Source organism: Neoroseomonas marina (genome assembly GCF_012927745.1).
In the GTDB taxonomy this organism is placed as follows: Bacteria; Pseudomonadota; Alphaproteobacteria; order Acetobacterales; family Acetobacteraceae; genus Neoroseomonas; species Neoroseomonas marina.
In genome coordinates this window covers 546,612-573,000 of record NZ_JABBKX010000003.1, presented here as the reverse complement: position 1 = coordinate 573,000, position 26,389 = coordinate 546,612, and the positions used below count along the sequence as shown (strand labels likewise).

Genomic DNA, 26,389 nt, shown 5'->3' with positions numbered 1-26,389 from the left:
CGCGGGGGTCAGGTGGCGAGTTCCGCGGGCCGCGCGCCGCCGATCGCCGCGGCGACCGCGGCGACGGTGGCGCGGATCTGCGCGTCGTCGTGCTCGGAGGAGAGGAAGAAGCGCAGCCGCGCCGAGGACTCCGGGACGGCCGGGAACAGGATGGGCTGCACGTTGATCCCGCCATCGAACAGCGCCTGGGACAGCCGCGCAGCGCCGACCGAGGATCCGACGATGACCGGTACGATGGCAAGGCCCGCCGAGGTGCCGGTATCGAGCCCGGCCGCCTTCGCGAGTCGCAGGAACAGTGCGGCGTTGGCCTGCAGCCGCGCGACGCGCTCGGGCTCGGCGTGCAGGATGCGCAGCGATTCCAGCGATGCCGCGGCGAGCGCCGGCGCCATGCCGACCGAATAGACGAAGCCGGGCGCGGAATGCTTCAGCCAGGCGATCAGGTCCGCATTGCCGGCGATGTAGCCGCCGCAGCCCGACAGCGTCTTGGACAGGGTGCCCATCCAGATGTCGACATCCTGCGCGGCGACGCCCCAATGCTCGTGGATGCCCTGGCCGGTCGCGCCCACCACGCCGAGGCCATGTGCCTCATCGACCATGAGCCATGCGTCGTGCTTGCGCGCGAGGTCCACGAAGCGCGGCAGGTCGGGGATGTCGCCATCCATCGAGTAGTGGCCCTCGATGACGATCAGCGCGCGGCGCGCGCCGCGCCGGGCGGCGGCGAGTTCCCGTTCCGCCGCGCGCCAGTCGTTGTGGGCGAAGGCGATGCGCCGCGCGCCGGACAGCCGCGCGCCCTCGGCGCAGGAATTGTGGATGGCGGCGTCATGCACGATCAGGTCGCGCGGGCCCATCAGGTGGCCAAGCACGGTCACGTTCGTCGCATGGCCCGAGACGAAGGCGATCGCCGCCTCGACCCCGTAATGCGCCGCGATGGCGGCTTCCAGTTCCCCATGCACGGGCCGTTCGCCCGACACCATGCGGGAGGCCGAGGCCGAGACGCCGTGCCGGTCCATCGCCGCCTTGGCCGCCGCGATGACGCGAGGATCCCCGTTCAGGCCGAGGTAGTTGTAGGAGCCGTAGTTCACGACCTCCCGGTTGCCGATGCGCGTCGTCGCGCCGGCGATACCCTCATGTGGGCGGAAGAAGGGGTTCTCGAGGCCGAGGGCGCCGGCGGCCTCGCGGATCATCTCCATGTCGCGCTGGCCGGGCAGTTCGCGGAAGGCGCGCGCCGCACCCGGGGCGGGGCCCTTCTCCTCTCGGCGCTTGGACAGGCGCTGCAGCAGCGCGAGCCGCGCCGTGGCCGACAGGCCGAAGCCCTGGCTCATGGCGCCGCGTCGGTCGCGGCGGGCTCGTAGGCATCCATCAGCGACTGCACCGCGTGCTCCGTCCGGTCCTCAAGCACCACACCGGCGATGCGGTTGGCAAGCACGGCGATGGTGAGGTCCTCCGTCACCGCGGCAAGCGGCACCTGCACGCCGAGCCGCCGTTCCAGCGCCATGCGCAGTTCGAGCCCGCCGAGCGAATCGAGGCCGAGCCCCGCGACGGGCGCATCGGCGCCGAAGGCCTCGGCAGGGAGGCGGAGGATGCGGGCGATCTCCTCCTGCGCCAGCGCCACCAGACGCGCGCGGGCCTGCTCGGGCGGCAGGGCGCGGAGTTCCTCGCGCAGGTCGGCGCCACCGGGGGCCGCCTCCCGCGCCGTGCGGATCGCGGCGTAGGCGGGTTCGGCCAGGACGGGCAGGGCGGAAGCGAGCGCGCCCCAGCCGATGCGCGCGACATGCGCGACCGGGATGCGGGCGGCGAGGATCGCGGGCAGGGTGGCGAGCGCCTCCTGCGCCGGCATGGGCGCGACGCCGGTGCGGCGTTCCAGGGTCTCGGCCGTCGCCGCGTCGCGGGCCAGCACGCCGGCATCGGCGATCGGCCCCCAGCCGACGGCAAGCGCGGGCAGGCCCGACTCCTGGCGCTGCCGCGCGATGGCCTCGAGCGCCGCATTCGCCGCGACGTAGTTGGCCTGGCCCGGATTGCCGAAGGCGGTGGTGGCCGAGGAGAAGAGCAGGAAGAGGTGCAGCGGGTCCTCGCGCGTCAGGGCGTCGAGGTGCCGCGCGGCCGTCACCTTGGGCGCGAGCACGCGGGCGAAGCGCGCGGCATCCATGCCGGCGGCCGCGCCGTCGGCGAAGGCGGCGGCGGCGTGGACGACGCCCCGGATCGGCGGGCCCTCGCGCCTCAGTCGCGCGAGCAGCGCGGCGAGTGCCACGCGGTCCGTCGCATCGCAGGCCTCGATGCGCGTCCGGGCGCCGAGGGCGGCGAGCGTGCGTAGCGCGGCATCTGCCCCAGGCGTCTCGCCGCCGCGGCGTGAGACCAGCGCGAGATGCGCCGCTCCGTTCGCTGCGAGCCATTTCGCGCATTCCAGCCCGAAGCCCTGGGTGCCGCCGATGACGAGGTAGGTGCCCCCCGGAGCGGGCGCCCAGGGCGCGGGCGCCGTGCCGGTCCGGACGGGCGGGCGGATCACGAGCTTCCCGATATGCGCCGAGGCCTGCAGCGTGCGGAAGGCGGCCTCGGCCGCGTCGGCGTCGAATACGGCATGGGGCAGGGGCAGCAGCGCGCCCTCGGCGAGCCGCGCCGCGATGTCGGCAAGCAGCGCCTGGGCGAGGTCCGGCTTCGCGCGTGGCAATGCATCGGCGTCGACGGCGAAGTAGGAGACGTTGCGCCGCAGCGGGCGCAGCGCGGCGCGGCGGTTCTCCACGAAGTCGCGCTTGCCGAGTTCGATGAAGCGCCCGAAGGGCGCGAGCAGCCCAAGGCTGCGCTCCATCGCCTCCCCGGCGAGCGAGTTCATCACCACATCGACACCATCCGGCCAGGCCGCGCGCAGCGCGTCGGCGAAGCCGGCATCGCGGCTGTCGAGCACGAGCTCGGCGCCCGCCATGCGCAGGAAGGCGCGCTTTTCCGTGCTGCCGGCGGTCGCCGCGACGCGCGCCCCGGCCGCGCGCGCGACCTGCAGCGCCGCGAGCCCGACGCCGCCCGCCCCGCCATGGATCAGCACGCGCTCGCCGGGGCGGATGCGCGCCAGCGTCTCGAGCGCGTAGCAGGCGGTGATGAAGGCGACGGGGATGGTCGCCGCGGCCTCGGGGGGCAGGCCCTCGGGCAGCGGGGCGAGGGCCTCGGCGCGGGTCAGCGCATGGGTGGAGAAGGCCGAGGGCGCGAAGCCGAACACCGCATCGCCGGGACGGAGCGCGACGCCGGGCCCGCCGACCTCGACGACGCCGGCGCATTCCATGCCGAGGGTCGGGCCGGCGAAGCCGTCCATCAGCACTTCCTCGGGCAGCAGGCCCTGCGCCCACATCAGGTCGCGGAAATTCAACCCGGTGGCGGCGACGCGCAGGCGGACCTCGCCGGGGCCGGGCGCGGGCAGGGCGGGTTCCGGAGCCCAGGCCAAGCTGCCGATCTGGCCCGGCTGGCCGATCGCGAGGCGCCGCGCCCCGGTGCGCGCGGGCGCCGGCAGGCCGGGGGTGAGGCGCGGCAGCAGGCGCGCATCGGGGGCGACCACGACTTCGGGCGCGTCGCCCGCAAGTTCGGCGGCGAGCCGCCGCGCCGCAGGTTCCGGCGGCAGCGCGGGATCGAGCGTGATCCGCCGCGGCGCGAGGTCCGGCAGCTCGTTCGCCAGCACGCGGCCAAGACCGGCCAGCGCCGCGCTGTCGACGCCAGCGCCGACGAGGACGATGCCGCTTGCCGCACCGTTGGCGGCTTCCGCGAGGCGCGTCGCGGCGGCGAGCGTCGCGGGCAACGGGTCATCGCCGGCCAGCGCCACCACCTGCGCGCCCTGGATCGCGCGCGGCGCCGGTGTGGCGTCGAGCGGGGACTGCGTCACGGCATGGCCCTCGGCGCGCAGCGCGGCGTCGAGCGCGGCCGCGAGCCGCGCCGCGCCTGCGGCTGCGAAGATCGCGACGCGGCGCGGCTTGCCCGGAGCGGCAATGACGACCGAGGGCGCGCGGGCGGCGAGCAGCAACGCCGGCCAGGGCGCGGCGGCGAGCGGCAGGGCCTCCGGGTCCTCGAAACCGGCGTCGGACAGCGCGTGGCGCCAGCTGGCCGCGTCGGGTAGCGCGCCCTCGCCGCCGGTCCACCAGGCGGGGTCCTGGCCGCAGGCGAAATCCCACAGCCGTCCGGGCGCGGGTTCCGCGAGCAGCAGCAGCGCGCCGGGCGCGGCGGCGGCGCGGAGTGCCGCGGCAAGATCCGTCCCCGCCCGGCCGCGCACCGCCGGGGCGAGGCCGATCACAACGTCGGACGGCTCCAGGGGCCCGCTGCCGGTCCAGGCGAAGTCGATGCCCTCTGCGGCGGGGGGCGTCGCGCCGGCCCGCGCCTCGCCTGCCGCGCGATAGGCGACGCGCAGGCCGCGTCCGGCGAGCGCCGCGACGGCCGCGCGCGTCAGCGGCCCGCCGGCGCCGAATTCCGTCACGCGCAGCAGCCGCCCCGTCGGCCAGCGATCCGCGACGGCGGCGAGCGCGGCCGCGACGACCGCGGCGAGCCGTGTGAAGGCACCGGAGTCGAGTGGCGGCGGCGGCGCCGCGACCGGCTCCCCGGTGAGCGCGACCGGCAGCGTCTCCGCCGCGCGGGCCAGCCAGGCCATGTCGAGCGCGAGGTCCGGATTCTCCGCGAGCACCGAGCGCCAGATCTCGCTCGCCGCCGGCAGCGCCTGGTCCTCGGCCAGGCGCCAGCCGGCGGGGGTTTCCTCGGCGAGGCCGGTCTCGCCCAGCGACTGCCACAGCGCGCGGCGATAGGACGTGGCGACCGGCGGCGCGACGGGCAGCGCCGCGACGGTCGCCGCGGCGGCGAAGCCTTCGAGCAGCAGCGCCGCCTCGGCCGCATCGGCGGCGGCATCGGCGGCGCGGGCGGCATCGAGCGCGGCCTCGGCCGCCACGGGCGCCGCCGCGGGCGGCAGCGGCGGGGCGGGCAGCGGGTCGAGGCGGAAGACGAGGTCCTCCGGCGCCGTGCGGCCAGGCAGGCGCACCACCTGCAGCCAGACGTCGCTGCACACCGCGACGACCGTCCCTGTCGCATCGCGCAGTGTCAGGTCGGCGGCGAGCACGCGTTCCCCCCGCCGTGTCAGGCAGATCTCCGCGATGGCCGGCAGCGCGGCGCCGCGCAGCACCGCCAGCCGCCCGATCCGCACCGGCACCAGCGAGGCCGCGTCGGCGGCACCCGCCAGAAGCGCGACGAGGCCCTGCAGCGCGCCGTCGAGCAGCACGGGATGCAGCAGGAAGCCCGCCGCGCCGGGCGCGGCCTCGGGCAGGCGGAGGCTGACGCGGGCGTGGCGGCCGGCGGCGTCGGTCGTGACGCGCTCGACCGGGCGGAAGGCCGGGCCGTAATCGAGGCCCGCGCGCGCGGCGAGGGCGATCACCTCGGCGCCGCGCATCTCGCGTGCCTCGGCCGGCGGGGCGTCCGGCGCGACGGGCAGGCGCGGCAGGGCGGCGATGCGTGCGCGGGCGGCGAGCGCCCAGGGCTCCTCGGCGAGGCGGCGGCGACTTTCGAGCAGGAAGCCGCCCTCGGCATCGGCGGTGCTGCGGACCTCCCGGACGCGGCCGGGCTCGAAGGCCAGCGGGCGCTGGATGGCGAGCTCCGTGACTTCGAGTGCCGGGGCGTCCGGATGCAGCGCGGCGGCGGCGGCGAGCGCCATCTCGGCCATCGCGGCGGCGGGCAGCACCGCCTCGTTCATCAGGCGGTGGTCGGCAAGCCAGGGGTCGGTCTCGGTGTCGAGGAAGGCGGTCCAGCGCCCCGCATCCCCGCCCGAGCGCAGGCCCAGCAGCGGGTGGTCCCGCTCGGGGTCGGTGAGGCGCGCGCTTTCCGTAGTGCGCGGGAACCAGGCCGGGCGGCGGGCGAAGGGCGTGCGCGGCAGGTCGCGCCGGGCGGGGCCGGCGAAGGCGCGGCCGTCGCGCGGGTCGGCGCCGCGCGCGACGGCGCGGTCGGCGATGGCGGGGAAGGGATCGCCGGCCGGGTCGCGACGCGTGAGCGTGGGGAGGATCGCGGCCTCCGCGCTGTCCTCGCGCAGGCTTTCGCGCAGGTAGGATTGCAGGACGGGATGCGGCCCGATCTCGAGGAAGAGCCGCGCGCCGGCCTCGGCCGCGGCCCGCGTCGCGTCGCGGAAGCGCACCGGTTCGCGCAGGTTGCGCCACCAGTAGGCGGCGCCGGCATCATCAGCGGCCAGAACGTCGCCGGTGACCGAGGAGACCATCGGGATCGTGCCGCGTCGCGGCGCGAGCGTCGCGAGGTCAGCGAGCAGCCCGTTCCGCACCGGATCCATCGCCGCGGCGTGGAAGGCGTAGTCGAGATCGAGCGGGATGGCCGAGACTCGCGCGGCTTCGGCCGCCGCGCAAAGCCGCGCGACCGCGTCCGCCGGTCCGGCAACGGTGATCGAGGACGGGCCGTTCACCGCCGCGATCTCGACGCCCGGCCCGGCGGCGTCGAGCAGCGGCGCCGCGGCCTCCGGCCCGCAGCCGATCGCGGCCATCCGGCCGGTGCCGCGCGTCGCGTGCTGGTGGCGGCTGCGCGCGACGATCAGCCGCGCCGCTTCGTCGAGCGGGAGGAGGCCGGCGCACCAGGCGGCGGCGACCTCGCCGACCGAATGGCCGAGCACCAGGCCCGGGCGGATGCCCTGCGCGGCGAGCGCGCCCACCACGCCGACCTGCACCGCGAACAGCAGCGGCTGGGCGATGTCGGTGCCGGCGAGCGCCTCGGCCGTCACGCCGCGCCGGAGCAGCACCAGTGGCGACCAGCCGAGCAGCGGCGCGAGCGCCGCGTCGGCCTCCTTCACCGCGCGGCGGAAGGTGGGCGAGGCGGCCAGCGCGCCCTTCGCCATGCCGGCGTATTGCGCACCGTTGCCCGAGAAGGCGAAGGCGGTCGCGCCGCGCACGGCCTGGCCGCGCTCGCCCCGATCGGAAGCGATGGCGGCGGCCAGGGCATCCCCGTCGGCACCGCGCAACACCAGGCGGTGGGGGCCGAGGTCCCGGTGTCGCGCGACGCCGCGGGCGAGCGCGGCGGCGTCGGCCGCGTCGCACCCTTCGAGCCGGTCGCGCCATTGCGTGGCCAGCAGGCCGAGCGCGGCCTCGGACCGCGCGGATAGCACCAGCGGCGGCGCGCCGCTGGGCTTGCCGGCGGGCGTCGCGGCGACGGCCGGCGCGCGGCCCAGCAGCACGGTCGCGTTGGTGCCGCCGAAGCCGAAGGCATTGACGCCGACTACCGCATCCGGCGCGGCCGGCAGGGCCGCGTGCCGCGTCGCGACGGTGAGGTTCAGCCCGGCGAAATCGATCTCGGGGTTGGGCTCGGCGAAGTGGAGCGAGGGCACCAGCGCGCCCTTCTCCAGCATCAGCATCGCCTTCAGCAGCCCGGCCATGCCGGAGGCGGATTCGAGGTGGCCGATATTGGTCTTCACCGAGCCGATCGGCAGCGGCGCGGCGCGGCGCTGCGCGATGGTGGTGCCGATCGCCCAGGTCTCGGCCGGGTCGCCGACGCGGGTGCCGGTGCCATGCGCCTCGAAGGCGAGGAAACGGTCGGGGGTGATGCCGGCGCGCGCGACGACGCGGTCCATCAGCGCGGCCTGCGCCATGCGGTTCGGCAGCGACAGGCCGATCGTCCGCCCCGCCGCGTTCACGCCGCTGCCGAGCAGCACGGCCCGCACCGCATCGCCCGCCGCGATCGCATCCGGCAGGCGCTTGAGCACGACGACGCCCGCGCCTTCCGCCCGGACATAGCCGTCCGCCGCCGCGTCGAAGGCGCGGCAGCGCCCGGTCGGCGAGAGCATCCCCGCGCGCGAGAAGCCGATGAAGGAATAGGGCGAGAGCAGCATGTTCACGCCGCCCACCACTGCCGCTTCCAGTTCCGGGTCGTCCTCCAGCGCACGGATCGCGAGGTGCAGCGCGACGAGGGAGGAGGAGCAGGCCGTATCGATCGTCTGCGCCGGCCCGCGCAGGTCGAAGACGTTGCCGATGCGATTGGCGAGGATCGACAGCGCGTTCCCCGTCATCAGGAAGCGGTCCGCCGCGGAGGGATCGCCCAGGCGCAGTTCCGCGAAGTCGGTGGAGGAGCCGCCGATGAAGACCGCGACGTTGCGGCCGGCGAGGCGCTCGGCCGGGATGCCCGCATCCTCCAGCGCCTCGGCCGCGACCTCGAGCAGCACGCGCTGCTGCGGGTCCATCTCCGCCGCCTCGCGCATCGACACGCCGAAGGCCGCCGCGTCGAAGCCGGTTGCGTCCCCGATGGTGCCTGCGGCGAAAGTGTAGGAGCGGCCAGGCTCGGACGGGCGCGGATGGAACCAGCGCGCCTGGTCGAAACGGTCCGCAGGAACGCTGGTGACGGCGTCGCGCCCTTCGGCGAGCAGCGACCAGAAGGCTTCGAGATCCGGGGCGCCAGGCAGGCGACACGCGGCGCCCAGGATGGCGATGCCCGGCGAGGGCTGGCGCGGGCGCGCCCGGCGCGCGGCCCGCATCAGCTGGCGGCCGGCCTGGCCGTGCAGCGCCTCATTCGGCCGGGACGGGTGCGGCGGGCAGGGGCGCGCTCACCATCGGGCGGTCGAGCCGACGGGCCGGGGTCGCGATGGTGACCGCGCCGCGGGCGGTCGCCTGGGCCAGCAAGCCATCGACGGCGGCGAAGTGGTCGTCCCAGTTCGGCGCGCTCCAGTTCCGCAGGCGCGCGAGCTGCGCCGCACGCGCGCGGCTGTCGGGCGCGGCGTAGTCGAGGATGGTGCGCCGCCAGCCGGCGCCGTCGAGCGGGTCGAGGTATTCCGGTACGGCGCCACCCACCTCGCGCAGCGCGGGCAGGTCGGAGCAGATCGCCGGCGCGCCGGCGGCCAGGGCTTCGGCGAGCGGCAGGCCGTAGCCCTCGGCGAACGAGGGAAACAGCAGTGCGCGGCTGCCGGCGAGCAGCGAGGCGACTTGAGAGTCCGGAAGCGATCCCGCTTCCTCCACCACCCCGCGCAGGATCGTGCAGCGTTCGAGCAGGTCCAGGACGTTCTCGTTCTCCCAGCCACGGCGGCCGACGAGGACGAGTCGCGGCGCCGCAGGGCCCCATTTGGTCGCGAAGTCGCGCCACAGATGCAGCAGCAGGAGATGGTTCTTGCGCGGCTCGATGGTGCCGATCACGACGAAGTAGGGGTGCGCGGAAGGATCCGGCGGATCGCCGGCCTGCAACGTGTCGATGCCGAGAGGCGCGACGAGCACCGGCGGCGACACCGTCTGCCCGACCAGGTGCGGCGACAGGACCGCGGCCGTCGCCGCCGAATTGACGATGATCGCATCCGCCAGCGATGCCACCGTGTCGATCCGCTGCAGATGCTGCATCGCCACGCCCGGCCGGGCGTATTCGGGATGCGTCGCGGGGATGAGATCGTGCACCAGCGGCACGAAGGCGGCGCCGGCGCGCCGCAGTTCGGCGATCGGTTCCGCCTGTTCCATCAGACGATGCGACACAAGCAGGAGGACGGCCCGGCGTTCGCGCCCCAGCACCTCGGTCAGGCGGTTGCGACCGCGGCCGAGCGCCAGGCGAGCGAAGGCGACCAGCGCGGTGCGGCGGGCCGCGCGGCGGGCGGCCGACGCGCCGGGCCCGCCCGACCAGGCGACCTGCAACTGGTTCGCCAGATCGGCGACCATGCCTCGGGGCACAGCGGCGTAGCCGCCGCGCGGGCCGCGGGCGACGAAGGTGACGGTGCTCTCGGGGGCAGCGAGCCAGCGGCGGGCATAGGCGGCTTCGACGCGATCGATGCCGGAGGGTGCCCGACGGCGCGAGCAACCGAAGAACCGGGATACGTCGAGCAGTACGTGCACGCTCGGCCCTCCTGACCGCACCCTGGAGACCGGCGTCCGGCCTCCGCTTCTCGGCACTCCTACCATCGTGATGGTTGATAAAACGCGAACTCGCCTCACCGCGACGGTTGACCGTCTCAAATTTTCGAAACGACCGAAAAATTAATGCAATACTACTGGGCAAGTGTCAATTCTATCCGTGCGGTACCGTCATGACGCAACGTCCGAACCCTGGCACGCTGCGGACCTTCCCCCTCTTCGCCTATGAAGGTTTTCACATGACGATCTGGCGACAGCCCCCCGATTCCGCTGCCATGGAGCGTCGATTCGCGGGAAGCCTTCCCGGCCATTTCGGTATCAGAATTCTCGAGATCGGCCCCGATTTCATCCGCGCCGAGATGCCGGTCGACGATCGCCACATCCAGCCCTTCGGCATCCTCCATGGCGGCGCATCGGTCGTCCTGGCCGAGACGCTGGGCAGCATGGCCAGCAACATGACCCTGCCCGAAGGGCGGATGGCCGTGGGGCTCGAGGTCAACGCCAACCACATCTCCTCCGTCCCCAAGGGGGAGACCGTGAGCGCGGTCTGCCGGCCCTTTCACCTCGGACGCAACACCCAGGTCTGGCAGACGGAGATCCACCGCGCGGACGGGCGACTCGCCTGCGTGTCGCGCCTGACCACGGCGGTGATCGACCGGCGCGGCTGAACTGGGGCCGGTTGCCGGCCCAGGGGAGCGCCGATAGCGTTCGAGCGGATGTTTCGCGCCGCCACGACGACCGCCGGTCGCGATCCCGCACGTCTCGAAAGGAAGCAGCGTGAGCAGCAAACCCAAGGTCGCGATCATCGGCACCGGCGGGACGATCTCCTCCATGGGCAAGGGGCCGCTCGACCTCATCGACTATGGCAGCCTGGGCCAGGTGCTGGACGTGAAGGGGGTGATCGCGCGGGTGCCCGAACTGGCGCTCGTCGCCGATGTCATCCCCGTGCCGTTCAAGGCGATCCCCTCCACCGCGCTCGGCTGGCCGGAGTGGAAGGAGCTGCTGCTGATCTGCGACCGGCTGTCGGCCGAGCATCCCGACCTCGCGGGCATCGTCGTCACGCACGGCACGGCATCGCTCGAGGAGACGGCGTATTTCCTGTCGCTGACGCTGAAGATCCCGCAGCCGGTGGTGCTGGTCGGCGCGCAGCGGCCGGCCTCCGCGCTTGCCGGCGACGGGCCGATGAACCTGTTGAACGGCTGCCGCGTCGCCGCCGATCCACGCGCGCGCGGCCTCGGCGCGCTGGTGTTGCTGAATGACGAGATCCAGGCGGCGCGCGAGGTGACGAAGACCTCCACCCTGCGCATGCAGACCTTCCGCACGCCCGATTTCGGCGTGCTCGGCCAGGCGGATGCGGATGCCATCGTCTGGTATCGCAAGCCGCTGCGGCGCCTCGCCCCCGATACCGAGTTCGACGTGCGCGGCATGGAGGCGCTGCCGCGCGTCGATGTCGCCTATGTCTACGCCGGCGCCGATGGCGCGGCGATCGAGGCCTTCGTCGCGGCTGGTGCCAAGGGCATCGTCACCGCGGGCTTCGCGCCGGGCTATGTGACGCCCGCCATGTCGGCGGCGATGGCCGCGGCGGTGAAGAAGGGCGTCGCGGTGGTGCTGTCCTCGCGCGCCGGATCGGGGCGTGTGGGGCGGACGACGAAGAATGCCGCGCTCGGGTTCGTGACGGCGGACAACCTCAACCCGCAGAAGGCGCGGATCCTGTTGGCGCTGGCGCTGGCGCACGGGGTCACGGACCTCGAGCGCGTCTTTGCGGAATACTGACGGGGGAAGGCCGGGGGAGATGGGAACTTCTCCCCCGGACCCCCTCAACCTTCCTTGTCACCTGGTGCCGCCCGTGGACGTCAGTTCCCAAGAGCCAAGGAAGGGAGGGGGGGCGGGGGAGGCTCTCCTCCCCCGCGCATCCTGATGCCCGACCGTGCCTGGGTCCGCCTGCCCTCCGGACGGCGGCTGGATCTTCTGTCCCCGACGCCCTTCGACTGGACCGATGCCGACCTGGCGACGGGCCTGGCGCGCACCTTCCGCTGGGGCGGGCACTCGGCCTGGCCGGAGCCGCTGTCGGTTGCGCAGCATTCGCTGACGGTGCTCGCGCTGCGCCGGTCGCGCACGCGCCATCGCCTGACGCCGGTGCAGGAGTTGCGCGAGCTGCTGCACGACGCCGATGAGGGGCTGATCAACTTCGACTGCATCTCGCCGCTGAAGCCCTTCCTGGGGGAGGCCTTCGCCGACCTCCAGGCGCGGCTGTCCGCGGCGATCGCGACGCGCTACCGCCTGCCGTCCTGGACGGCGGAGGAGAAGCGCGCCCACAAGGTGGTCGACGTCGCGGCCGCGGCAGCCGAGGCGGTGCACGTCGTCGGCTGGACCGCGACCGAGGTGCGCGAGACGCTCGGCATCAAGGCCGAGGTCATCGCGAAGGACCCGCTCGCGGTGCGCTACGGCGACCCGCCCTGGCGCCCCTGGGCGCCCGACGTTGCGGCCGCGCGCTTCCTCGAGGAACTGACCATCCTCCAGGCGCGCGTCTAGCCGGTCAGGCGTGCGCGAAGAGCGGCGCGCCCGGCCGTTCCCAGCGGGCGCGCAGGACCGAACCGCTCTCGCTTTCGGTGATGAAGAGGTCGCGGTTCTCCGGGCCCCCGAAGCAGACATTGGTGGTGCCGAGCCCGCGCGGGGAGCGGATGCGCAGCAGCGGCTCGCCGAGGCGCGAGAAGATCCAGACGGTGCCCATCCCCGCATGGGCGACGGCGATGTTGCCGTCCACGTCCATCGCCATCCCGTCGGGCCCTGCGAGGCCGCCCGACATGGCGATGAAGCGGCCGACGCGGATCACGCCGCCATCATCGGTGATCGGCACGCGCCAGATGGCGTTGTCGCGGGTCACCGCGACGTAGAGTGTGTGGGCGTCCGCGGTCAGCACGAGGCCGTTGGGGCTCGGCACGTTGGAGACGAGCGCATCGGCCTGTGACGCGCCCGCGCGCAGGCGATAGACGCGCCCGGCGGGATCGTGCAGGCCGGTCTGGCCCTGATCGGTGAAGAACAGATCCCCGTTCATGGCGAAGGTACAGTCGTTGACGCCTCGGAAGCCCTCGCGCCGGGCGCGCGGCACGAGGGGTGCGACCTCGCCGGTCGCGGGATCGAGGCGCAGCAGGCCGCGCTTCGCATCGGTGATGGCGACCCAGCCGTCGCGATGGAAGGCGAGGCCGTTGGGCTCGCCGTCATAGTCGGCGACCACGGTCCAGTCGCCGGCGGGGCTCACGCGGAAGATGCGGCCGAAGACGATGTCGGTCAGCCAGAGGTTCCCCGCGCGGTCGAAGGACGGGCCTTCGAGGAAGGAATGCGGCGTCGCGCCGGGCCGGCCGTAGAGCCATTCGCTCGTGCGGCCGCGGATGCGCAGGGCCTCGGGGACCTCGGTGTGGATCTCGGCGGTGATGGAGGGTGGTGCGGCGTACATGCTCTCAGCCCAGGGTGATGTTGGCGTCGCGGATCAGGCGTGCGGCGCGCTCGCGCTGCGCGATGACGAAAGCGGCGAAGTCGTCGGGGCTGGTGCCGAGCGGCACGATCCCGATCTGGTCCATGCGCGCGCGGACGTCCGGCTGCGCCAGGGCGAAGATGGCCGCCGCATGCAGGCGTTCCACCGCGATGCGCGGCGATCCGGCGACGGTCCAGAGCCCGTTCCATTCGTCCCAGTCGAAGCCGGTGTAGCCCTGGTCCGAGATGGTCGGCATGTCGGGCAGGGCCGTGATGCGGCGCAGACCCGCGGCGCCGAGCGCGCGCAGCCGCCCGCCCTGCACATGCGCGGTCGCCGCCGCCGCCGAGGCGAAGGCCATGGCGACATTGCCCGCGATGAGGTCCGTCATCGCCGGGCCGCCGCCCCGATAGGGGATGTGCACCACCTCGATGCCCGCCAGGCGGGCAAATTCGACCATGGCCAGATGCGCGCCGGTGCCGTTGCCCGAGGAGGCGTAGGAGAGCGTGCCGGGCCGCGCCTTCGCCGCCGCCACGAGGTCGGCGAGCGTCCGGTAGGGCGAGGCCGCCGGCACCACCAGCATCTGCGGCTGCCAGGTGAGCTGCGTGATCGGCCCGAAGGCCGTCGCGTAGTCGAAGGGCAGGTTCGGCATCAGCGTCGGGTTGACGACATGGCCCATGCTGTCGAGCAGCAACGTGTGTCCGTCCTTCGGCGCGCGCGCGACCTCGGCCGCGCCGATCGCACCGCCGGCGCCGCCGCGGTTCTCGACGACGATGTTCTGGCCGAGCTGCGACATCAGGTGCGGCAGCAGCAGCCGCGCCACCGTGTCGGTGCCGCCGCCGGGCGGATAGGGCGGGATGAGGCGCAGCGGCTGCGTCGGGAAGGCCTGCGCGCGGGCGGTCACCGGCAATGCCGGCAACAGGGCGGCACCCAGCAGGGCGCGGCGGTGCAGGGCCATGATTGTCTCCTCCGGTCCTGGTGCGGAGGCTAGGCCGCTGCGGCGCGCGCGTCACCCTGGCGGCGCTTCACGGCTGCGGCCGTCGATGCAATGGTTCTCGCATGACGGGCGATGCGGGATCGATCGGGACATGAGTGGTTTCACGGCGCTGCGGCTGGGATCCGCCTGGCGGCGCATCGCGGGGCTGATGGACGAGGCGGCGCAGAACTTCGTCCGCACCTCCTTCTCCTCAGTGGTGCGGGACAACTGGGATCTCGCCATCGGGCTGATGGACAGCGAGGGGCGGCAGTTCGCGCAATCCTCCCGTTCCGTGCCGTCCTTCGTGGGCACGATGCCGGTGACGCTGGGGCACATGCTGGCGCGCATCCCGCGCGAGCGGCTGCGGCCGGGCGACGTGCTGATCAGCAACGACGGCTATCTCGGTACCGGGCACCTGAACGACATCACGACGATCCGTCCCGTCTTCCGCGATGGGCGGATCGCGGCCTGGATCGGCGGCACCTTCCATTCGACCGACATCGGCGGCGCACCATCGGTCGAGGCACGGGATTCCTGGGAGGAAGGCCTCACCATACCGATCGCGCGCATCCTGCGCGGCGGGGAGGAGAACGAGGACGTCATCGCCTTCCTCGAGGCGAACCTCCGGCAGCCCGACGAAACGCTGGGCGACATCCGCGCGCTGTTCGCCGTCTATGAGCAGGCGGAGACGCGGCTGTTCCGCATCCTGGCCGAGGAAGGGATCGAGGACCTCGATGCGCTGGCCGGCGAGATCTTCGCACGGTCCGAGCGGTCGATGCGCCAGGCGATCGCCGCGGTGCCGGATGGCGAGGTGACGGACGAGGTGACCTCGGACGGCTTCGAGCATCCGGTGACGATCCGGCTGCGGCTGGGGATCAAGGGCGATGCGTTGAGCCTCGACTTCACCGGCACCGATCCGCAGATCGCGCGGCCGGTGAATTCGCCGCTGAACTTCTCCCGTGCCTATTCCCACTACGCGGTGAAATGCGCCTTCGATCCGGAGACGCCGAACAACGACGGATGCTTCCGACCGATCCGCTTCATCGCGCCCGAGGGCAGCATCGTGAACCCGCGCCGCCCCGCGCCGGTCTGGGGGCGGCACCTGACGGGGCACTACCTGCCGATCCTGGTGCTGGCCGCGCTGGGGCGGCTGATCCCGGACCGCGTCATCGCCGAATGCGGCAGCCCCCTGTGGAACTGCTACTTCACCGGCGAGCACGCCGATGGCCGCCGCTACGTGCGGATGTTCTTCATGAATGGCGGGCATGGCGCGATGCCCATGCGCGACGGGCCGGCCTGCCTGTCCTTCCCCTCCAACGTCGCGACCCAGCCGGTCGAGCAGTTCGAGAACGCCGTGCCCATGCTGCTGACCGAAAAGCGGCTCATCCCGGATTCCGGCGGCGCGGGGAGGATGCGTGGCGGGCTCTCGCAGCGCCTGACCTTCGAGGCGACGGGGCCGAGGCCCGTCACCGTCACCTACCGCCACGAGCGCGTGCAGCATCCGCCGCGGGGCATCCTAGGCGGGCTGGCCGGCACCGGCGGGCGTGATCTGGTGAACGGCGCGAAGGCGCCGGCCAAGGCGCGCATCGTGCTCGCGCCCGGCGACCGCATCACCTTCGAGACGCCTGGCGGCGGGGGGATGGGACCGCCGACGGAGCGCGATCCGGCGGCGCTCGCGCGCGACATCGCCGAAGGCTACGTCACCGAGGCCGGCGCGAAGGCGTATCGCGCATGACCGGCGCGCCCTACCGGATCGGCGTCGACATCGGCGGCACCTTCACCGACTTCGTGCTGCTCGACACGCGCGACGGGTCCTTGCGCAACGGCAAGCTGCTGACGACGCCGCATGCGCCGGAGGAAGCCGTGCTTGCCGGCATACGGCAGATGCTGGACGCGCATGGCATCGCGCCGGATCAGGTGCAGCACGTCATCCATGGCACCACGCTCGTCGCCAACGCGCTGATCGAACGGCGCGGGGTGCCGACCGGGCTGATCACGACCGACGGTTTCCGCGACGTCGTCGAGATCGGCACGGAACTGCGCCACGACACCTACGACCTCTTCATGCGCGTGCCGCAGCCGCTGGTGCCGCGCAGCGGGCGCATCGAGGTCGCGGAGCGCATCCTGCCCGATGGCGGCGTGCGGATGCCGCTCGACGAGGCCGCCGCCCGCGCCGCGGCGCGGGACCTTGCCGCATCGGGCGTGCAGGCCGTCGCCGTCTGCTTCCTGCATGCCTTCCGCAACCCCGCGCATGAACGGCGGATGGGCGAGATCCTCGCGGAAGAGGCGCCGGGCGTGACGCTGTGCCTCTCCTCGGACGTGGTGCCGGAGATCGGCGAGTACGAACGCGCCTCCACCACCATCTGCAACGCCTATGTGCTGCCGGTCTTCCAGCGCTACCTCACGCGTCTGGCCGAGGGGCTGCGCGGCATCGGCCTGACCGGCCCGCTCTACCTGATGCTGTCCGATGGCGGCACGGTGGGGGAGGAGACCGCGGCGCGGCATCCGATCCGCCTGGTGCAGTCCGGGCCGGCCGGCGGGGTGCGCGCGACGGCGCTGCTCGGCGGGGCGTCGGGGGCGGCGGATGTGCTCTGCTTCGACATGGGCGGCACCACCGCCAAGGCCTGCCTGATCGAAGGCGGGGAGCCGCTGCGCAGCCTCGACTTCGAGGTCGCGCGCGTCGATCGCTTCCGCAAGGGCAGCGGCCTGCCGCTCAAGGTGCCGGTGATCGAGATGATCGAGATCGGCGCCGGCGGCGGGTCCATCGCGCAGGTCGATCGGCTCGGGCTGATCCAGGTGGGGCCGGAGAGCGCGTCGTCCGATCCCGGCCCGGCCTGCTACGGCCTCGGCGGCACGCGGCCGACGGTGACGGATGCGGATCTCGTCCTCGGCTATCTCGGCGCGGGGTCGTTCCTGGGCGGCGACATGCGGCTCGACGTCGCGGCGGCGGAGCGCGCGATCCGCGAGCATCTCGCCGATCCGCTCGGCCTGTCGGTGGTGGAAGCGGCCTGGGCGCTGCATGAGACGGTCAACGGCAACATGGCCCAGGCCGCGGCGATCCACGCGCTCGAGAAGGCGCGGCGGATCGAGGGCTACGCCATGGTCCCGATCGGGGGCGCCGGCCCGGTCCATGCGGCGCAGGTGTGCCGGAAACTCGGCATCGCGCGGATGATCGCGCCGGCCGGGGCGGGCGTCGCCTCGGCCTTCGGCTTCCTCGCCTCGCCGATCTCCTTCGCCTTCGTGCGGGGCTGGGTGGCGCCGCTGGCGACGCTCGACTTCGCGGAACTCGCGGCCCTGGTCGCGGGCATGGAAGCCGAGGGGCGTCGCATGGTCGCCGAGGCCGGCGTCGCGCCGGCGGCGATGCGCACCACCGTCATCGGCGCGCTGCGCTATGCCGGCCAGGGCTTCCAGGTCGAGGCCGAGATCCCCGCCGCCGCCATCGCGCATGCTGATCGCGACGGCATCCGCCGCGCCTTCGAAGCCGCCTACCTGCAGCAATACGGCCGCACGGAGCCGGCCCTGCCGGTCGAGGGCGTGTCCTGGCGTGTCATCGTCGCCGGGCCGACGCCGGCGCTCGACCTCGCGCGCGGCGCGGGCGGCGGCGGGGCGGCGGTGACCGGCGTGCGCCCGGCCTGGTTCCCCGGCCAGGGCTTCGTCGAGACGCCGGTGATCGACCGCACCCGGCTCGGTCCCGACGATCGCGTCGCGGGTCCGGCGCTGGTCGAGGAACGCGAAAGCACGCTCGTATTGCCGCCGGGCAGCGAGGCGGTGTGCGACGCGTCGCTGAACCTGGTGGTGACGGTCGGCGGCTAGCGCAGGCCGGGCAGCAGCGCCGCGCGGCAGGCGCTGCCCGATCGCAGCGACGGCGATTCCGCCAGCCGCGCCATCACCGCGCCGGCGCCGCCGCCCGGCTGCACCAGCACCATCGCGCTGCCCGCGCCGCCGCCGTCGCGCGGTGCGACGACATGCAGCAGCCAGCAGGAGAAGGGCGGCGAGAGGAACTCGCCTGCCACCGCTGCCAGGACGACGACCACGCCGACCTTGAGCAGGGTGCCGAACATCAGCGCGGCGGCGGCACGAAGGCGCCCTGGCCGGGCGTCTCGGCCCAGGCGCGGAAGGCGGGGGAGGGCGTGACGCGGCCGGCCTGCATCAGGCGCAACCAGGTCTCGGTCGCGCGGACGAAGGGGTTCACGCCGCGCACCCAGATGGCGAGGCTCATCGCCTCGGCGATCTCGGGTTCCGGCACGCCGGCGGCATAGGCGGCCTCGATCTCGGCGGCGAGGCCCCAGGCCTCGTCGCCCGCGGTATGCGCGCCGATCAGCGCGAGCCGCGCGAGGCGTTCGTCCAAGGCACCGGCGACGAGGCGCATCGCGCCGTCCTTGTATTCGCGCGCGAGGTCGGTCCCCGGCAGGTGCTGCTGCCAGGACGCCGCGAGCGCCGCATAGCGCCGCGCCCCCGCCGCCCAGGCGGCGAGGCGGAACACGGCGGCAGCCTCGGCCTCGGTGCCGCCGGTCTTCATGAACAAGTGCAGGTGGTGCGTGCCGACCGGCTCCTGGCAGGCGACGAGGATCGCGAGCCAGACCACCTCCTTCGCATGCGGGGTCAGGTGGTGGTCGTCGAGCGTCAGCGCCCGGTACATCGCCTCATAGGTCGCGTGCAGCTCGGGCAGGGCGGCGGCCATGGCGCCGTGGTGCGGCAGGACATAGCCGCCGCGCGCGGCGCGGATCGCCTCGAGCCGCGCGCGGACCTCCTCGGGCGAGGTCATGCGACGACGGGGTCGAGCGTCTCGACCATCCAGCGCGCGATGGCGGTCGCCTGGGCGTCCATGTGCGGCTGCACCATCACCTGGATGCCCATCGGCATGCCGCCGACCGAGGTGAGCGGCACCGTCACGGCTGGGGCGCCGATGCCGGAGCTCGGCGTGTTGAACACCGCATCGCCGGTCGGGCGCGGCACCAGCGGCTGGCCCGGCACCTCGCCGGCCCAGAGCGGGGCGGGGCCGGGCGAGGCGGGGGCGATCAGCGCGTCGACCACCGGGGCAAGGGCGGCGTGCCGGGCGCGGATCTCCTCGCGCTGCAGCAGGCGCAGGCGGTAGTCCTCGGGCGTCATCTTGCTGGCCATGGTCAGCACCGCCTTGCTCCGCGCGCTGATGCCGTCCGGGTCCTGCGCGACCAGGTTGCGGAACAGCCAGTGGTTCTCCCAGCCGGTGATGGCGCTGGTCATCGCCTGCACGCCGGTCAGCGAGGCCTCGAAGGTCTCGAGCAGCGGATGGTCGCCGCGGCGCAGCACCGTGACGCCCTGCGCGCGGAGGCGGTCCACCACCTGCTCGAAGGCCACCTTGCTCGCGGCGTCGAGGCCGGCCCAGCCTTCCGTCTCCATCACGCCGATCACGGCGGGGCGGCGCGCCTCGGGTGGCGTGGACGGGCCGAACAGGCCGGGGCGGCCGGGGTCGCCGCCGGCGCGCTTCGCGATCTCGATCGCGACCTGCCACATGTCCTCGATCGAGCCGGCATGCACGCCGGAGGTGCTCATCGAGGTCGCCTGGCGTTCGCCGCGGTTGATGCCGCCCTGGGTCGGCTTCAGCGCGAAGTTCCCGCAATAGGAGGCCGGGCGGATGATGGACCCGCCGACCTGCGTGCCGATCGCCGCCGGCACCATGCGCGCCGCGACGGCGGCGGCCGACCCGGAGGACGACCCGCCCGGCGTGCGTCCCTGGTCGAAGGGGTTGGTCGTCGGCCCCGGATGCGCGCCGCCGAGTTCCGTCGTCACGGTCTTGCCGAGGATGATCGCCCCCGCCTCCCGCAGCGCCGAGACGGCCGCGTTGTCGCGCTTCGGGAAATTCCCGCGATAGGCGCGGCAGCCCATCTGGGTCGGCATGTCCCGCGTCTCGAGCAAGTCCTTGATGCCGATCGGCATGCCGTCGATGGGGGAGAGCGGGCGGCCCGCCTTCCAACGCGCGGTGGAGGCGTCCGCGGCCTCCCGCGCGCCGGCCTGGTTCAGCACCACCCAGGCGCGGACCACCGGTTCCTGCGCCGCAATGGTCTCGAGACAGCGTTCGAGGAAGTCGCGTGGGGTGTCCGCATCCTCGGCGAAGGCCCGGGCGGCCTGGTGGAAGGCGAGGGCGCGAAAGTCGCGCGGCGAATATGCGGCCATGGATGATCCTGCTCCCGTCCGGGGCATTCAGGGCCCAGCTTGCGGGCATGTCCAGGCCAGGGCGGATGACGGGATGGACAGAACCCTCTGGCGCGCCGCACTCTGCCGTTGCAGTTTGAGGCAACGTCAGGGCAGAGCGCCGCCAGGCGCCGACTGGGAGAAGTGGGCATGACCGAGGACGATCTTCGCGGCCTTATCGCGCGCGTGAAGGATGGCCGGCTGTCGCGGCGCGGCTTCGTGCGGCGCATGGCGGCAGTGGGCCTCACCGCCCCGATGGCGACGCAGATCCTGGCGATCGCCGGCGCCGCGCCTGCCGCGGCGCAGTCGGTGCCGGAGTACAAGCCCACCCGGCGCGGGGGCGGCGGGCAGCTCAAGATCCTCTATTGGCAGGCGGCGACGCTGCTGAACCCGCATTTCGCGGCCGGCACGACCAACCAGGATGCGAGCCGCGTCTTCTACGAGCCGCTCGCCGGCTGGGCGACCGACGGGACGCTGGTGCCGATCCTCGCCGCCGAGGTCCCCTCCGTCGAGAATGGCGGCCTCGCCGCGGACGGCCGTTCCGTGACCTGGAAGCTGAAGCGCGGCGTGAAGTGGCACGACGGGCAGGATTTCTCGGCCGACGACGTCGTCTTCAACTGGGAATATTCCCGCAATCCCGCCGTCGCGGCGGTGACGTCGGGATCCTATCGCGACGTCAATGTCGTGAAGGTCGACGACTACACGGTGCGCGTCGAATTCCAGCAGCCGACCCCGTTCTGGGCGGACGCCTTCGTGGGCGTCACCGGGCAGATCGTTCCCAAGCACCAGTTCAAGGACTTCGCGGGCGGCAATTCCCGCGACGCGCCGGCCAACCTGCGGCCGGTGGGCACCAGCGCCTACAAGTTCGTCTCCTTCGCGCCGGGCGACAACCTGCGCGCGGAGCTGAACCCGAACTACCACATGAACAACCGCCCCTACTTCGACACGCTCGAGGTCAAGGGCGGGGGCGATGCGGTCTCGGCCGCGCGCGCCGTGCTGCAGACCGGCGACTACGACTACGCCTGGAACATGCAGGTCGAGGACGAGATCCTGAAGCGGCTGGAATCGGCCGGGCGCGGCAAGGTCAACATCGTCGACGGCGGCAGCATCGAGTTCGTCCAGCTCAATGCGACCGATCCGAACCAGGAGGTCGACGGCGAGCGCGCCTCGATCCGGACGCAGCACCCGGCCTTCCGCGATCCGGCGGTGCGCCAGGCGATGGCGCTGCTGATCGACCGCAACGCGCTCGAGCAGTTCATCTACGGGCGTGGCGGGCCGGCGACGGCGAACTTCCTGAACAACCCGCCGCGCTTCCGCTCGCCGAACCTGCGCTGGGAGTTCAGCATCCAGAAGGCGAACGAGCTGCTCGACGCCGCCGGTTGGGCCCGCGGGCGCGACGGCATCCGGGCCAAGGACGGCGTGCGGCTGAAGTTCGTCTACCAGACCTCGGTCAACGCGCCGCGCCAGCGCACCCAGGCGATCTACAAGCAGGCGGCGCAGCGCGCGGGCATCGAGCTCGAGCTGAAGTCGGTCACCGCGTCGGTGTTCTTCTCGTCGGATGTCGCCAATCCCGACACCTACACGAAGTTCTACGCCGACATGCAGATGTACACGACGACGATGCCGCAGGCCGACCCCGAGCGGTTCATGAACCAGTATGTCTCGTGGGAAATCTCCTCCAAGGCGAACAATTGGCAGGGCCGCAACATCGTCCGCTGGCGCAGCGAGGAATACGACCGCATCTTCCGCGAGGCGCAGGGCGAGCTCGACCCGGTCAAGCGCGCGGCGATGTTCATCCGGCTGAACGACCTGGTGGTCGGCAGCAACCACATCATCCCGCTGGTGAAGCGCCCGACCGTGAGCGCGAGCGTCAACAGTCTCCGGCCCGTGCTCAGCGCCTGGGATCTGACCTTGTGGTACCTGAACGACTGGACCCGCGAAGCCTGATCGTCGCGCGTGCTCCAGTACGTCACCCGGCGCCTGCTGATCGCGATCCCGAGCCTGCTCGGGATCAGCGTGGTGCTGTTCACCGTCCTCGCGCTCGCGCCCGGGGATCCGTTCGAGGAACTCGCGACCAACCCCGCCGTGCCGCCCGATGTCCGCGCGGCACTGCGGGCGAGCCTCGGGCTCGATGACCCGGTCTACCTGCGCTACCTGCACTGGCTGAGCGCGATGCTGCGCGGCGACTGGGGCTTTTCCTTCGTCAGCCGCATCCCGGTCGACCAGCTGATCCTGCAGCGCCTGCCGACCACGGTCGCCGTGATCGGCGCGTCGCAGGTGCTGGCGCTGGCGATCGCCCTGCCGGTCGGCGTCTTCGCGGCGACGCGGCCCTATTCGATCTTCGACCAGATCGCGAACACGCTGGCCTTCGTCGGCTTCTCCCTGCCGACCTTCTTCACCGGCCTGCTGCTGATCATGTTCTTCTCCATCCACCTCGACTGGCTGCCCTTCGTGTTCCGCACGAACATCGAGGCGACGGGCTGGAAGTGGTGGTGGGAGATGATCCGCCAGTCGATCATGCCCGTCCTGGTGCTCGGCCTGTTCCAGGGCGCGGCCTGGACGCGCTTCGTGCGGTCGGCCGTGCTCGACGTGGTGCGGCTCGACCACGTGACGACGGCGCGGTCGAAGGGCCTGTCGGAAGCGCGGATCACGCTGAAGCACATCGTGCGCAACGCGATGATCCCGGTGGTGACCCTGGTCGCGCTGCAGATGCCTGCCGTCTTCGGCGGCGCCATCGTGACCGAGCAGATCTTCCGCGTGCCCGGCATCGGATCGCTGCTGATCAGCGCCATCCTCGCCAACGACACGCCGGTGATCATGGCGGTCACCTTCGTCTTCGCGGGCCTCGTCATCCTCTTCAACCTGCTGGCGGACGTGCTCTATGGCTGGCTCGACCCTCGCATCAGCTTCCGCTAGCCCCGCCGCCGAACGCCGGCACATCGGGCCCTGGCAGGAAGCCTGGCGGCGCTTCCGCAAGCACCGGCTGGCGGTGGCCAGCGGCGTGGTGCTGCTGGCGCTGATCCTCGCCGTCGTGGTCGGTCCATTCGTCTGGTCGGTGCCGATCGACGAGATCGACTTCACCGCCCGGCTGCAGGGGCCGTCCTGGGCACATCCGCTCGGCACGGACGACCTCGGACAGGACCTGCTGGCGCGCATCCTCTATGGTGGGCGGATCTCCCTCGCGGTCGGCTTCGCGGCCATGGCGGTCGCGATCTTCGTCGGCGTGCTGGTCGGCGCGGTGGCCGGCATGGCGGGCGGGAAGGTGGACGTCGCCCTGATGTGGCTGACGGACCTGTTCCTCTCCCTGCCGCAACTGCCGCTGCTGCTGCTGATCATCTACCTGTTCCGCGACACGCTGACGGGGCTGGTGGGGCTGGAACTGGGCGTCTTCATCCTCATCGTCGCGGTGATCGGCGGCTTCCGCTGGATGCCGGTGGCGCGGCTGGTGCGTGCGCAGTTCCTGTCGCTGCGCGAGAAGGAATTCGTCGAGGCGGCGCGCGCCCTCGGCGCCTCCCGCGGGCGGCTGGTGCTGCGCCACATCCTGCCCAATGCGCTGGGGCCGGTGATCGTGGCCGCGTCGATCGACGTCGCGGCGGCGATCCTCGCGGAATCGACGCTGTCCTTCCTCGGCCTCGGCTTCCCGCCGGACGTGCCGACCTGGGGGCGGCTGCTGTTCGACGCCAAGGACAACCTCGACTTCGCGCCGCACTGGGCGCTGTTCCCGGGCATGGCGATCTTCCTGACGGTGCTGTCGATCAACTACATCGGCGACGGCCTGCGCGACGCGCTGGATCCGCGCCGGATCATCTCGGCATGAGCGCGACCGCGGCGGACCCGCTGCTCTCCATCCGCGACCTCAAGGTCCATTTTGCCACCGACGACGGCATGGTCCGCGCCGTCGACGGCGTGAGCATCGATGTCGGCCGCAAGGAGACGGTCTGCGTCGTCGGCGAATCAGGCTGCGGCAAGACCGTCACGGCGATGACGGTGCTGAAGCTGATCGCCATGCCGCCGGGCAAGATCGCCGGCGGGCAGATCCTGTGGCAGGGCAGGGACCTCGTGCCGCTCAAGGGCGATGCGATGCGGCCGATCCGCGCCAAGGAGATCGCGATCGTCTTCCAGGAGCCGATGACCTCGCTCAATCCCGTCTACACGGTGGGCGAGCAGATCGCGGAGGTGGTGCGTCAGCAGGAAGGCCTCGGCAAGCGCGCGGCGATGGACCGCGCGAAGGAGATGCTGAGCCTGGTGCACATCCCCAACGCCGCGCGGCGCGCGAACGATTATCCGCACCAGTTCTCGGGCGGCATGCGCCAGCGCGTGATGATCGCCATGGCCCTGTCCTGCAACCCGCAACTGCTGATCGCGGACGAACCGACCACCGCCCTCGACGTCACCATCCAGGCGCAGATCCTCGACCTGCTGGCCGAGATGAAGGAACGGCTCGGCATGGCGGTGATGCTCATCACCCATGCCATGGGCGTGGTGGCCGAGGTCGCCCAGCGCGTCGTCGTCATGTACGCCGGCAAGGTGGTCGAGGAGGCGCCGGTGCGGGAGCTCTTCGGCAATCCGCGCCATCCTTATACGCAGGGGCTGATCCGCTCGATCCCGCGCCTCGATCTCGCCGCGACGCACCGGCAGCGGCTCGAGGCGATTCCGGGCACGGTGCCGAACCTGCTGCATCCGCCGGTCGGGTGCCGCTTCGCCGCGCGCTGCCGCTTCGCCACCGACGCCTGCACCGCGGCCGAGCCGCCGCTGCGCGAGGTCGCACCCGGCCACAAGGTGGCCTGCATCCTGTGAGCGCCGCGAAGGAACCGCCGATGCAGACGCCGCTGCTCTCCGTTCGCAACCTGGTCAAGCAGTTCCCGGTGCGCGGTGGACTGCTGCGGCGCGTCGTCGACCATGTGCACGCCGTCGACGGCGTGGGTTTCGACCTGGACCAGGGGGAGACGCTCGGCCTGGTGGGCGAATCCGGCTGCGGCAAGTCCACCACGGGCCGCTGCATCCTGCGGCTGATCGAGCCGACCTCGGGCGAGGTGGTCTTCGAAGGGCGCGACGTGCGCGCGCTGAACGGCCGGGACCTCGCGGCGATCCGCCGCGACATGCAGATCATCTTCCAGGACCCCTTCGCCTCGCTGAACCCGCGGATGACCGTCTCGGCCATCATCGGGGAGGCGCTGGAGATCCACGGCCTCGCGAAGAATCGCCGCGAGCGGGACGAGAAGGTGGCGGAACTGCTGACCACGGTCGGCCTCCGGCCGGATCACATGACGCGGTTCCCGCACGAATTCTCGGGCGGACAGCGCCAGCGCATCGGGATCGCGCGCGCGCTCGCCGTCTCGCCCAAGCTCATCATCTGCGACGAGCCGGTCTCCGCCCTCGACGTCTCGATCCAGGCGCAGGTCATCAACCTGCTCGAGGATCTGCAGGAGAAGTTCGGCCTCTCCTTCCTGTTCATCGCGCACGACCTGTCGGTCGTGGAGCACATCAGCGACCGCGTCGCGGTGATGTATCTCGGGCGCATCGTGGAGATCGCGCCCTCGCGCGACCTCTACACGGACCCGCTGCATCCCTACACGGAAGCGCTGCTTTCGGCTGTGCCGATCCCGGACCCGACGATCAAGCGCGAACGCATCCGCCTCCAGGGCGACATCCCGAGCCCGCTGAACCCGCCCTCCGGCTGTCGCTTCCACACGCGCTGCCCGATCGCGGAAAAGGGGCTGTGCGACACCACCTCACCCGAATTCCGCGAAGCGAAGCCCGGGCACTGGGTGGCGTGTCACAAGCGCGGGTGAGGGCGTAGCGAGAGGGGCCTTGCCCCTCTCGCGCTCACCCCACCAGAGGCCGAAAGGCCTCTGGACACCAATAGTTCAATGGCCGGTTGGCGGAAGGGCACCGAAGGCGATCCGCGCATTGCGGTCGCTCGGTGCCCTTCCGCCAACCGGCCATCTGACGGGT

18 protein-coding genes are annotated in these 26,389 nt (G+C 72.7%); 10 read left to right on the top strand and 8 right to left on the bottom strand.

What is annotated here, in order from left to right:
- Positions 1-8 precede the first annotated feature (8 nt).
- From GWK16_RS12865 to GWK16_RS12855, 3 genes are read right to left on the bottom strand one after another with little or no spacing between them, the layout of a single operon-like run.
- Complete coding sequence (locus tag GWK16_RS12865; protein ID WP_170054352.1) at positions 9-1,322, bottom strand: aminotransferase class I/II-fold pyridoxal phosphate-dependent enzyme; 1,314 nt, start codon at positions 1,320-1,322, stop codon at positions 9-11.
- The gene (locus GWK16_RS12860; RefSeq protein WP_170054351.1) at positions 1,319-8,467 is read right to left on the bottom strand and encodes a type I polyketide synthase; all 7,149 of its coding nucleotides are present in this window, start codon (positions 8,465-8,467) and stop codon (positions 1,319-1,321) included. Before GWK16_RS12860 ends, GWK16_RS12865 begins: the two co-directional genes overlap by 4 nt.
- 31 nt (positions 8,468-8,498) lie before the next feature.
- Complete coding sequence (locus GWK16_RS12855) at positions 8,499-9,800, bottom strand: glycosyltransferase (protein ID WP_338144465.1); 1,302 nt, start codon at positions 9,798-9,800, stop codon at positions 8,499-8,501.
- Positions 9,801-10,057: 257 nt separating this feature from the next.
- Here GWK16_RS12855 and GWK16_RS12850 point away from each other — a divergent pair, with 257 nt between their 5' ends.
- The 3 genes from GWK16_RS12850 to GWK16_RS12840 all read left to right on the top strand — a co-directional run bounded on the left by GWK16_RS12850 (position 10,058) and on the right by GWK16_RS12840 (position 12,350).
- On the top strand, positions 10,058-10,486 hold the full coding sequence (locus GWK16_RS12850) for a hotdog fold thioesterase (RefSeq protein WP_170054349.1): 429 nt from the start codon (positions 10,058-10,060) through the stop codon (positions 10,484-10,486).
- A gap of 109 nt (positions 10,487-10,595) precedes the next feature.
- Positions 10,596-11,591 (top strand): asparaginase, encoded by a 996-nt coding sequence (locus GWK16_RS25735; protein ID WP_338144464.1) that lies wholly within the window; start codon positions 10,596-10,598, stop codon positions 11,589-11,591.
- 144 nt (positions 11,592-11,735) lie between these two features.
- Positions 11,736-12,350, top strand: coding sequence for a phosphohydrolase (locus GWK16_RS12840; protein WP_170054348.1), 615 nt, complete (start codon positions 11,736-11,738; stop codon positions 12,348-12,350).
- A gap of 4 nt (positions 12,351-12,354) precedes the next feature.
- Here GWK16_RS12840 and GWK16_RS12835 read toward each other — a convergent pair whose 3' ends face one another.
- Both GWK16_RS12835 and GWK16_RS12830 read right to left on the bottom strand, forming a co-directional pair.
- Entirely contained in the window at positions 12,355-13,272 is a 918-nt protein-coding gene (locus GWK16_RS12835; protein ID WP_170054347.1) for an SMP-30/gluconolactonase/LRE family protein, read from the bottom strand.
- Between the two features lie 4 nt (positions 13,273-13,276).
- Positions 13,277-14,245 carry a Bug family tripartite tricarboxylate transporter substrate binding protein gene (locus tag GWK16_RS12830; RefSeq protein ID WP_170054346.1) on the bottom strand — a complete coding sequence of 323 codons (969 nt, stop codon included), beginning with the start codon at positions 14,243-14,245 and terminating at the stop codon, positions 13,277-13,279.
- Between the two features lie 130 nt (positions 14,246-14,375).
- Here GWK16_RS12830 and GWK16_RS12825 point away from each other — a divergent pair, with 130 nt between their 5' ends.
- Positions 14,376-15,998, top strand: a complete 1,623-nt coding sequence (locus tag GWK16_RS12825) for a hydantoinase B/oxoprolinase family protein (RefSeq protein ID WP_170054345.1) — start codon at positions 14,376-14,378, stop codon at positions 15,996-15,998.
- Entirely contained in the window at positions 15,995-18,076 is a 2,082-nt protein-coding gene (locus GWK16_RS12820; RefSeq protein WP_170054344.1) for a hydantoinase/oxoprolinase family protein, read from the top strand. Before GWK16_RS12825 ends, GWK16_RS12820 begins: the two co-directional genes overlap by 4 nt.
- Here the strand turns inward: GWK16_RS12820 and GWK16_RS12815 are convergent.
- Genes GWK16_RS12815 through GWK16_RS12805 form a run of 3 tightly spaced genes read right to left on the bottom strand, consistent with a single transcriptional unit; the run spans position 18,073 to position 20,416 of the window.
- Positions 18,073-18,324, bottom strand: coding sequence for a hypothetical protein (locus GWK16_RS12815; RefSeq protein WP_170054343.1), 252 nt, complete (start codon positions 18,322-18,324; stop codon positions 18,073-18,075). The genes GWK16_RS12820 and GWK16_RS12815 overlap by 4 nt on opposite strands.
- Positions 18,324-19,028, bottom strand: coding sequence for a carboxymuconolactone decarboxylase family protein (locus GWK16_RS12810; protein WP_170054342.1), 705 nt, complete (start codon positions 19,026-19,028; stop codon positions 18,324-18,326). The genes GWK16_RS12815 and GWK16_RS12810 overlap by 1 nt, the downstream gene beginning before the upstream one ends.
- Positions 19,025-20,416 (bottom strand): amidase, encoded by a 1,392-nt coding sequence (locus GWK16_RS12805; protein ID WP_170054341.1) that lies wholly within the window; start codon positions 20,414-20,416, stop codon positions 19,025-19,027. Before GWK16_RS12805 ends, GWK16_RS12810 begins: the two co-directional genes overlap by 4 nt.
- A 168-nt stretch (positions 20,417-20,584) precedes the next feature.
- Between GWK16_RS12805 and GWK16_RS12800 the strand changes: the two genes are divergently transcribed.
- The 5 genes from GWK16_RS12800 to GWK16_RS12780 are packed head-to-tail and all read left to right on the top strand — an operon-like array spanning position 20,585 to position 26,226.
- Positions 20,585-22,381 carry a peptide ABC transporter substrate-binding protein gene (locus GWK16_RS12800; RefSeq protein WP_170054340.1) on the top strand — a complete coding sequence of 599 codons (1,797 nt, stop codon included), beginning with the start codon at positions 20,585-20,587 and terminating at the stop codon, positions 22,379-22,381.
- A 9-nt stretch (positions 22,382-22,390) separates the two neighbouring features.
- A complete protein-coding gene (locus GWK16_RS12795; protein WP_170054339.1) occupies positions 22,391-23,350 on the top strand; it encodes an ABC transporter permease subunit in 960 nt (319 codons plus the stop codon).
- A complete protein-coding gene (locus tag GWK16_RS12790) occupies positions 23,316-24,251 on the top strand; it encodes an ABC transporter permease (RefSeq protein WP_170054338.1) in 936 nt (311 codons plus the stop codon). The genes GWK16_RS12795 and GWK16_RS12790 overlap by 35 nt, the downstream gene beginning before the upstream one ends.
- Positions 24,248-25,231, top strand: coding sequence for an ABC transporter ATP-binding protein (locus tag GWK16_RS12785; RefSeq protein WP_170054337.1), 984 nt, complete (start codon positions 24,248-24,250; stop codon positions 25,229-25,231). The genes GWK16_RS12790 and GWK16_RS12785 overlap by 4 nt, the downstream gene beginning before the upstream one ends.
- Positions 25,232-25,251: 20 nt before the next feature.
- Positions 25,252-26,226, top strand: a complete 975-nt coding sequence (locus GWK16_RS12780) for an ABC transporter ATP-binding protein (RefSeq protein ID WP_170054336.1) — start codon at positions 25,252-25,254, stop codon at positions 26,224-26,226.
- Positions 26,227-26,389: the final 163 nt, after the last annotated feature.